The organism is Nonomuraea aridisoli (assembly GCF_003236395.1).
Taxonomy (GTDB): domain Bacteria; phylum Actinomycetota; class Actinomycetes; order Streptosporangiales; family Streptosporangiaceae; genus Nonomuraea; species Nonomuraea aridisoli.
The window spans coordinates 1-9211 of the sequence record NZ_POUD01000331.1; the positions used below are offsets into that span (position 1 = coordinate 1).

Consider the following 9211-nt stretch of genomic DNA (forward strand, 5'->3'; position numbering starts at 1 on the left):
GGGGTCAGGGGTCGGTCAGGCATCGGTCTTTCCTGAGACGAGGTCGTGGGCGACGGCGCCCGCGCCGACCACGCAGACGCCCGCGCCGAGCCGGGCCGGCTCGATACGGACGGCGCGGGCCGCGGGCGGCATGGCGTCGCGGGCTACGGCGGCGGCCACGGGGTCGAGGAGCCGGGCGCCCGAACGGGTGACGCCGCCGCCGAGGACGACGAGCTCGGGCTCGAACGCGTTCACCAGGTCGGTGAGCGCGCTGCCGAGCGCCCATGTGGTCTCGTCCCAGATCTCCGCGGCGAGCGGGTCGCCGGCCGCGGCGGCCAGGGAGACGTCCTCCGCGGTCGGGAGCTCGATCGACGACAGGGACGAGGGGCGGCCGGCGGCGAGGGCCTCGCGGGCCCGCTCGGCGATGGCCGTCCCGGACGCGTACGCCTCCAGGCAGCCGTTCCTGCCGCACGTGCAGGGGCGGCCGCCGGGGCGCACCATCACGTGTCCGAGCTCGCCGCCGTTGCCCGCGGCGCCCCGGTGCAGGCGCCCGCCGATGACGGAGCCGCCGCCGACGCCCGTGGAGATCGTGAGGTAGAGCATCGTGGTGGTGCCGCGGCCGGCGCCGTAACGGTGTTCGCCCAGCGCCGCGGCCGTGGCATCGTTCTCAATGACCGCGGCGACGCCGAACGCCTCCGCGGCCAGGGCGACCACCGGGACGTCGATCCACCCCGGCAGGTGGGGCGGGCACTGCACCACGCCGGTGGCGGTGTCGAGGGGGCCGCCGCAGGAGATGCCGACGGCCGCGACCTCGGGCGCGCCGGCCTCCGCGACCGCCTTCCTGCCCAGGTCGAACAGCCTGGACAGGACGCGCCGCGGCCCCTCTTCCCGGCGGGTGGGGGCGAGCTGCCAGCCGTGGATCAGGCCGTCGCCCGTGACGACGCCCGCGGCCAGTTTGGTGCCGCCGATGTCGAGCGACAGGACAGGGGGGACATCGTGCTCCATGGGGCCTCCGCAACGGGAACGCCTGCTGTGACATCGTTCCCACACGGGATCCTAGGCGGACTTTTCCCCACGGGTCAACGCATCTCGCGTCAGCTCCGACCGGCTTCCCGCGCCACCCGCTCCAGCCGGGCCTGGTAGGACTCCCACCACTCCCCATCCACCCGTGGCAGGTTGCCGTTGCCGCGCCGCAGGCCGGCGGCCCCGTCGATGAGCTCCCTGACGATGTCGGCGTGCCCGGCGTGCCGGTTGGTCTCGGCGATGACGTGGATCAGGATCAGGTGCAACGTCGGGTGCCGGCGCTCCCCGGGCCACCACGGCACCTCGCCGACCGTGTCCAGCGGCAGCGCCTCGACGGTCGCGTCCGCGTGCGCCCACACCCGGCGGTAGAGGGCGAGGATGTCCTCGCGCGACTCGTCGGCGGTCGCCCACATGTCGGCGTTCGTCTCGGCGTCGTCGGCCATGAACGGCAGCGGCTCGGGGAACGGCCGCCCGAAGGTGGCGCCGAAGTAGCCCGCCTCCACGCCGGCCAGGTGTTTGACCAGCCCCAGCAGGTTGGTGCCGGTGGGGGTGAGGGGGCGGCGGACGTCGTACTCGGAGAGCCCGTCGAGCTTCCACACCAGGGCTTCACGGACAGACTGCAGGTATCGGTGCAGGTCGGACTTGGGTTCTGTCATGCGGACATCCTTCCAGCCCGCCGTGGCCTCAGCCCCCGGGCGGCGGAGCCGTGGACCCGCGCTCGACGAGCCGTACGTTGAGCACGGTCGTCACCGAGTCGGAGTCGGGGGCCGCGATGCGCTCGTGGAGCCGGCGCACGGCGGTCGCGCCGAGGTTGAAGGTGTCCTGCGAGACCGCGCTGACCGTGGGCGAGACCATGCTCATCCAGGGCGCGTCGTCGAACGCGACGAGGCTGACGTCCGCGGGGATCCGCAGCCCGAGCTCGCCGATCGCCCGCCAGACGCCCTCGGCCAGCACGTTGTTGGCGGCGAAGACGGCCGTGGGCCGGTCGGGGGCGCGCAACATCTCGATCGCCCGGGCACGGGAGTCGGCGACGTCCCAGCCGGAGGAGACGACCAGGCCGGGGTCGACCTCGATGCCGCCCGCGGCCAGCGCCTCCAGGTAGCCCTGGTAGCGCTCGTAGCCGGTGGTCCAGTCGGTCTCGTCGATGAACAGCGCGATCCTGCGGTGGCTCAGCCCGACGAGGTGGGCGGTGGCCGTACGGGCGCCGACGCGGTTGCCCACCACGACGCCGTCGGTCGAGCCCGCCGCGAACTGGCGGTCGACCTCCACCACCGGGATGCCGTGGGAGGACAGGTAGGTGGAGACGGCCGAGGAGTTGGGCGTCACGATCACCCCGGCCACCCGCAGCGCCACCAGCGCCTCGGCGGCCTCGCTCTCGGCCGCGGCCGACAGGCTCGTGTCGGCCAGCACCATCGTGTAGCCGCGCTCGCGCGCCTCACGGCTGGCCCCGGCGGCCAGCTCCGCGTAGAAGGAGTTGCGCAGGTCGCTCACCAGGACGCCGACCGACCTGCTGACCTGCTGTTTCAGTGTGCGAGCCATGACGTCGGGCACGTACCCGAGCTCGGCCGCGGCACGCAGCACGCGCTCGCGCACGTCGCTGGCCGCGTAGCCGCGACCGGTCAGGGCCCGCGAGACCGTGGAGCGCGAGACGCCGGCGGCCTCGGCGACGTCCTTGATCGTGGGTCTGCGGGAACGGCTGAGGGGGGCACTGCGCCGTTCCGCGGTCATCGTTCCCCTTCCGCGACGACGTCGACCAGGGCCTCGGCGTGCTGCCCGAGGCGCAGGTCGCCGATGGTGAGATCGACGGCGAGGCGTACGCGGCGCCGTGGCACGACGTCGGCCCCGAGACGGAGATGCACCTGCTCCATACCCCCTCCGGGCAGCCTCAGCGTCACCGCCCCCGGTTCGCGCCGCCAGCCGGGCGGGACGACCGGCTCGACGACGGCCACGGCCTTCTCGGGCCACGGGTTGCGGACGGTGGCCGTCAGCACGATCTCGCCGCCCGCGGGGACGCTCGAATGGTACGGCGTCAGGCGGCAGAGCACACCGTCGGCCCCGAGGTCGAGCCGGTCGAGCGGGAGCAGCTCGTGGTGGAGCGAGACCAGCTCGTCGCCGCGTTCGGTGAGCATGGCCAGGTAGGCGTCGTCCACCCAGCGGGGCCGCCAGTGGCCGCTGACCATGAGGTCGGGGCGCAGGCGGTTGTAGAGCGCGGCGCTCTTGCGGTAGTCCTCGATGGCGAATCTGTTCTTGTACTGAAAATTCAGGATCTCCTGGCGCTCGCCAGGAATGCCCGATCCGTCCTGCTGGTCGCCGGTGACGAGCACCCGGTGCCCGTCCACCTCGAACTCGTACGCCGCCGCGAACAGCGTGTGCCCCGGCAGGTCGTGCACGGTGATCTCGTACTCCCGCCACCGCACCGTCTCCCCCAGTTCCAGCACGCGGTCGGCGGGGATCGGGTCGAACCACTGGCACGGCAGGTCGTGGTGGAGCGGCGTGGCCAGGATGGGCGCGATGTGGGACGGCGCCCAGATCTCGGTGCCCTCGACGTCGCGCAGCAGCGGCATGCCGGCCACGTGGTCGTCGTGGTAGTGGGTGGGGACGGCGACCTCGACGGCGGTGACGCCGTAACGCTCGCGCAGCGCGGGCAGGGAGGCCAGCCAGGGGCGGCGGGCCTGGCGCGCCGTGCTGGTGTAGAGGATGCCGGTCGACATGTCGTAGCCGAAGTCGAAGACCATGGCCGCGCCCGACTCCGACAGCAGCACGTAGCTGTAGGACTGGCTGCTGCGGTTCATCAGCAGATGGGGCGTGATCTCGACGAACGGCTCGGCCAGCATGCCGCGCACGTCCCACGGGTGGGGGCGCCGGAAGTCGACGTAGCGCTGCATGGCCTCCGCGAGCCGGGACAGCGCGTCGCCGGGGTCGGTCATGGGGTCGCCGTGGGAGGGCAGCAGCACGTCGAGCTCCTCCTTGCGGAGCAGGTCGGCGCTGATGACGACCATGGCGGGGCCTTCGTTCTCGGTGTAGGACCACTGGGTCGAGGCCAGGGACCAGACCTTGCCGGGGGCGTAGATGAGGTCGCCGGTGAACGCGGCCCGGCCGACGACGTACGTCACCGACCCCGCGGTGTGGCCGGGCGTGGGCAGGACGCGGACGTCGACGCCGCCGTAGCGGGCCGTGCGGTACTCGGGGACGACGCCGGTCACGGGTACGGACTCCAGCAGCGAGAACCGGTCGTCGCGCAGGTCGTAGTCGTTGTGGAGCTGCCGCGCCGACCACATCCGCTCGACGTCGGCGAACAGCTCGCGCTCGACCGGCGGGACGTGGATGGCGATCCCCGCCTCGGCCGCCCGCACCAGCCCCTGGGCCTGGTCGCGGTGGTGATGGGTCATCAGGACGTCGGTGAGACGGTCGAGGCCGAGCTCGCCGAGCAGGTCGAGCACGCGGCCGGAGCCGAAGTCGACGGCGATCCCGGTGCGCTCCTGGCCCGGATGGGCGGGAGCCTTGATGACATAGACGTTGCAGGTGTCCTCGACGCGGAACACCCCAGGCCGAACTTCGGTCACATCCCTACCCACGAGGCGCGATTGTATCCGGTATCGTTCCCACAATGGATGCCCTGGAATGGATCGTCCCTCGTCCGAAAGAGGCTACCCTCCGTTCCTCGTGCGTCGACCTGACCGCCGTCCGTCTCGGTGACGGCCCGGAGACCGCCCTGACGGCCCTGCGCGCCGCGCTCTCCACGGCGGCCGGCGCGGACGTCACGGTGGAGGTGACGGCCGGCGGCGTGGACCTGCTACCGGAGGGCTACACGCTGACCGCCCGCGACGGGCGGGTGCTCATCGCCGGCGCCGACCCCGCCGGGGCGTTCTACGGCGCGCAGACGCTGCTCGCGCTGGCCGCGGCGCCGTGCCCCGAGCACGAGCGGTGCGTGCCGGCGGGCGAGGTGCGCGACTGGCCCGACCTGCCGCTGCGCGGCACCATCGAGGGCTTCTACGGCACCCCGTGGACGCACGCCAAACGGCTCGACCACCTGCGCTTCTCCGGCCGCCACAAGCTCAACGCCTACGTCTACGCCCCCAAGGACGACCCGTACCACCGGGAGCGGTGGCGGGAGCCGTACCCGGAGGAGGAGCTGGCGCGGCTGGGCGAGCTGGTCGCGGAGGCGGCGGCGCGGCACGTCAGGTTCGTGTTCGCGCTGAGCCCGGGGCTGTCGATGGTCTGCAGCGACCCGGCCGAGCGGGCGGCGTTGCGGGCCAAGGCGGCCCAGGTGTGGGAGGCCGGCGTCCGGGAGTACGCGCTGCTGTTCGACGACATCCCGCCGGAGCTGGAGCACGCGCCCGACCGGGAGGCGTACGGCACGGCGGAGGGCGCGAGCGCGAGCGCCCACGCGGCGGTCTGCCGCGACTTCGCCGAGGAGTTCCTCGCGCCCCGGGGCGCGCAGCGGCCGCTGACCATGGTGCCGACCGACTACGCGGGCACCGGGCGCACGCCGTACCGGGAGCGGCTGGCCGCGGAGCTGCCGCCGGACGTGCTGGTCTGGTGGACGGGCTCCGACATCGTGGTGGGTGAGATCTCGGCCGCCGACATGACGGCGGCGGCGGAGTCGTACGGCCACCAGGTGGCGTTGTGGGACAACTTCCCGGTCAACGACTTCGACTTCGACCGGGTGTTCCTCGGACCGCTGGTGGGGCGGGACACGCGGCTGGACGGCGTGCCGCTTGCGGGCATCACGGCCAACCCGATGGCGGAGGCGGCGGCCTCGCGCATCGCGCTGACGACGGTGGCCGACTACGCCTGGCACCTCGCGGCCTACGACCCGGCGCGGTCCCACGAGCGGGCGGTGCGGCTGCTGCCGGGGGCCTCGGCGCTGCTGCCGCTGGTGGAGGCGTGCTCGGCGTGGCCTCCTGGGGCCGACCAGAGCCCGAGACTGACCGCTCTGTGCTCCGCCGTCCTGGACGGGGGCGACCCGACGGAGCTGCGCGGCGAGCTGACCCGGCTGGCCGACCTCCCCGTGGACGTGCCGCGCCCGATCGCCGAGGAGCTGTCCCGCTGGGTCGCGGCGGCCCGCGACATGGGTGCGGCCGGCCTCTCCGCCCTGGACCTGCCGGCGGGCGACCGCACACCCGCCGAGGTGGAGGCCGCCCTCGCCCGCGCCGAGTCCCACGAGGCCAACGTCCTGCGCCGCGTCCTCCCCCCGTTCGTCCGCGAGCTCCTGTCCCGCGCCTGACCGCGTCTGGGACGCTGGTGGCTGTGCCTTCTGGCCGGTCCCGGACGTGCTGCTGATCTTCCGGATGTACCACCCGGCGTCCATCGACTCCGGCGTCGTTGAGCGGTCAGAGGGACAGGATCTGGCCCGCGGCTCGAAGCTCGTCCTGGAGGGCGGGCACGTCGATGTCCTGCACGGGTTCGCCGGTGGTGGCGGTGTGGGCGGCGGCGAGGCCGGCGGCGTGGCCGAGCATCTGGTACTGGACCTCCATCCGGACGGACGAGAACGCCACGTGCGAGGCCGACACGCAGACCGGCACCAGCAGGTTCACGCACTCCTCCCGCCGCGGCACGATCGCGCCGTACGGGATCTGGTACGGCGCCACCCCCACCGACAGGTAGCCCTCGGTGACCACCATCGGCACCGGGTCGGGGTGCTCGTACACCCACCGCCAGGTCCGCTGCACCTCGCGGATGTCGATGTGGTACGAGCCCATCGCGACCACGTCCTCGTGCCGCAGGCCCCGCACCAGGTCGTGCTCGGTGAGGTGCTTCTCCCCCAGCATGCGGCGGGCCTCGCGGACGTAGAGCTGGTGCGGCAGGTGCCCGGTGTCGGCGAACTCGTCGGCGGGCAACCCCCACCGCCCCAGCTCGGCGCGTACGCTCGCGGGCACCTCGGGGTCGTGCGACAGGAAGTACAGCAGGTCCTGGGCGTGGTGCAGGTGGTGCAGCCGGATGCGCTCGCGCTCCTCCGGCCCGGCGTCGGGGTAGGCCCACGCGGAGCGGTCGAGCACACTGAGCGAGAACGGCCCGAGCGAGTTGCCGTCGGCCTTGCCGTTCGGCAGGTTGGGCTCCAGCCCGACGAGCCGCCCGGCCCGCACCTCGACGCCCTGCTCCCGCCAGTGCCGAAAGAGCCGGCGGCCGAGCTCCCAGTGCTCCTCCTCGTAGCCGGGCCGCCGCTCGAACGGGATCCGGTCGGGCGCGGCGCTCATGCAGACGCGGTACCCGTACGACATGACGCCGCCGTCGCCCGCGCCCACCTCGGCCATCGGCCCGTCGGCGACCTGCGGCAGCAGCGTGCCGTCGGCGCGGAACGGCGAGATCCACGGCGGGAGGTTGTGCATGCCGGGCACGACCTCGCGCCGCCCGGCGAAGGTCTCGCCGTGCAGCGCCCGGTCCTCACGGCCGACGCGGTAGCTGACTCCGGCGGCGGCCATCAGGTCGCCCTCGTAGCTCGCGTCCACGAAGACGCCGGCCGCGTGGTCCCCGCGTGCCGTCGTGACGGACGTGATCCGCCCCTCGGAGGTCTCCGCGCCGGTCAGGGCGGCGTCGTACACCACCTCCACGCCCGCGCGTTCCAGCCACGACAGGAAGATCTTCTCGGCGACGTGCGGCTCGGGGCCGGCGTAGTGGCCGGGCGCGACCCCGTAGGCGTCGGCGACGGCCTGGCGGAACTCGGCGGCCATGCCGCCCAGCACGCGGGCGTCGCCGATGTCGGTGTAGCCGAGCCCGCCGGAGGTCATGCCGCCGACGTGGCGGCCGGGTTCGAGCAGCACGGTGTCCAGGCCGTGCCGGGCGGCGGCGACGGCGGCGCACACGCCGCCCGACGTCGCGCCGTAGACCACCACTTCGGCCTGCCTGCGGCCGGCCGGCGCCTGCGCCTGCCCTCGGCCGGAGGCCGGCGCTTCGGCCGGCCTCATGCAGGCCACCACCACGACGCCACGCGCCGCAGGTCCGCGCCGGTGATCTCCTCGCGGGAGTTGTCGATCGCGTCCACGTAGTACAACGCGGGCACGCCCAGCTCGGGCTGCGCCCGCGCGTACGCCAGCCAGTCGGCCCTGCTCGGCATGGGCCACTGGTCGGTGTCGATGAGGTGGCCGGGCATCGCGTGCCGGGCGACCGCGTGGCGGTAGCGGAGCTGGTCGACGGCCGGCACGGGCTCGCCGCGGGCGTCGAGCTCCAGCACGTCGTTGAGCCTGATCATGTCGCTGACGCCGACGAAGGCGGGATGCGGCGTGTGGGTGATCATCAGGGCGTCGGGTTTGACCTGCTTGGCGGCGTCGTACATGGTCGCGAGCAGTTCGTGCAGCAGGGCGAGGCCCCACGTGGAGCCGTGCGTCTTCAGGTGGGAGCCGCTGGGCGACCACTGCGTGAAGTCGATCTTGAAGCCGTCGGCGTCGAGGTCGCCGAGGAGTCGTTCCATGATCGAGCGGACGCGGAGCCGGTAGGCGGGGTTCGACGGGTCGGCCGCCACGGGGCGCCCGCCGGCGTCGGTCACGCACTCCTCGGCCGGCAGCCCGTCGGCCGACCAGGCCCGCCACCACAGCAGCACGCGCTGGCCGCGCGCGTGCCGGTCGGCGATCCAGCCGCGCAGATCCGGCCACTTGGCCTCGTCGATCTCCAGGTCGCCGTACGTCAGCTGCCACCGGTCGTCGATCACGATGGTGCCGGGCACGATGCCGTGCTCCTCCAAGCGCGCCAGCCACGTGTCGTACCGGTCCTGGCGGGACAGCTCGACCGGCGAGACGCCGTCGGCGGCGGCGCACTGGGCGCCCCAGCCGCAGAAGATCGGTTCGCTCCACCAGGCGTGCCGCTCCCCCGCCGGGCCCGCGGGGGCCAGGCCGTGCGCGACGAGGTCGTCCCGGTGGTGGGAGATCGCCTCCCAGGGGGACTCCGCCGCCCGGAACACCACCGCGGGTGAGGTCCAGGCGCCGCGCACCTCGGTGTGGCCCTCGTAGTCGAAGCGCAGCAGCGCCCCGCCGTCCACCGGCTCGTACGCGACCTCGGTGAAGGTCAGGTCGGCGATCCCGGCCCGTACGGACGCGCCCAGCCAGGGCCCGCCGGGCACCGCCGTGGCGCCGTCCGGCTCGTCCTTGCAGAAGGCCAGCACGAGCGGCGGCGGGGAGAAGACGGCGTGCAGCCGGCCCGGCGAGGCGTCGCCGACGACGGTGAGCGCCACGGCCGCCGACACCGGCCGCACCACCCGCACGGGGTGGGCGGGAGT

General features: G+C 73.8%; 7 protein-coding genes. 1 reads left to right on the forward strand and 6 read right to left on the reverse strand.

The window, feature by feature from the left end; all coding sequences use genetic code 11:
* Positions 1-15 precede the first annotated feature (15 nt).
* From C1J01_RS42585 to C1J01_RS42600, 4 genes are all read right to left on the reverse strand, one after another.
* Complete coding sequence (locus C1J01_RS42585) at positions 16-984, reverse strand: ROK family protein (protein WP_111184721.1); 969 nt, start codon at positions 982-984, stop codon at positions 16-18.
* 89 nt (positions 985-1073) lie between these two features.
* The gene (locus tag C1J01_RS42590) at positions 1074-1658 is read right to left on the reverse strand and encodes a DinB family protein (protein WP_111184722.1); all 585 of its coding nucleotides are present in this window, start codon (positions 1656-1658) and stop codon (positions 1074-1076) included.
* A gap of 28 nt (positions 1659-1686) precedes the next feature.
* Complete coding sequence (locus C1J01_RS42595) at positions 1687-2730, reverse strand: LacI family DNA-binding transcriptional regulator (RefSeq protein ID WP_111184723.1); 1044 nt, start codon at positions 2728-2730, stop codon at positions 1687-1689.
* Positions 2727-4565 carry an MBL fold metallo-hydrolase gene (locus tag C1J01_RS42600; protein WP_111184724.1) on the reverse strand — a complete coding sequence of 613 codons (1839 nt, stop codon included), beginning with the start codon at positions 4563-4565 and terminating at the stop codon, positions 2727-2729. Before C1J01_RS42600 ends, C1J01_RS42595 begins: the two co-directional genes overlap by 4 nt.
* Before the next feature lie 44 nt (positions 4566-4609).
* Between C1J01_RS42600 and C1J01_RS42605 the strand changes: the two genes are divergently transcribed.
* Positions 4610-6229: a glycoside hydrolase family 84 protein gene (locus C1J01_RS42605; protein WP_111184725.1), complete on the forward strand. Its 1620-nt coding sequence runs from the start codon at positions 4610-4612 to the stop codon at positions 6227-6229.
* Between the two features lie 106 nt (positions 6230-6335).
* On the opposite strand, the gene C1J01_RS42610 is transcribed toward C1J01_RS42605, so the two are convergent.
* Both C1J01_RS42610 and C1J01_RS50585 read right to left on the reverse strand, forming a co-directional pair.
* A complete protein-coding gene (locus tag C1J01_RS42610; protein ID WP_111184727.1) occupies positions 6336-7907 on the reverse strand; it encodes an FAD-dependent oxidoreductase in 1572 nt (523 codons plus the stop codon).
* On the reverse strand, positions 7904-9211 hold a 1308-nt coding region (locus tag C1J01_RS50585), incomplete at its 5' end, for an alpha-amylase family protein (RefSeq protein WP_181449268.1). The genes C1J01_RS42610 and C1J01_RS50585, both read right to left, overlap by 4 nt.

Bases quoted from the DNA above. Each gene is read 5' to 3' on its own strand.
- C1J01_RS42605 (WP_111184725.1), top strand. From the start codon at position 4,610: ATGGATGCCCTGGAATGGATCGTCCCTCGTCCGAAAGAGGCTACCCTC.
- C1J01_RS42595 (WP_111184723.1), bottom strand. From the start codon at position 2,730: ATGACCGCGGAACGGCGCAGTGCCCCCCTCAGCCGTTCCCGCAGACCC.
- C1J01_RS42590 (WP_111184722.1), bottom strand. From the start codon at position 1,658: ATGACAGAACCCAAGTCCGACCTGCACCGATACCTGCAGTCTGTCCGT.
- C1J01_RS42585 (WP_111184721.1), bottom strand. From the start codon at position 984: ATGGAGCACGATGTCCCCCCTGTCCTGTCGCTCGACATCGGCGGCACC.
- C1J01_RS42610 (WP_111184727.1), bottom strand. From the start codon at position 7,907: ATGAGGCCGGCCGAAGCGCCGGCCTCCGGCCGAGGGCAGGCGCAGGCG.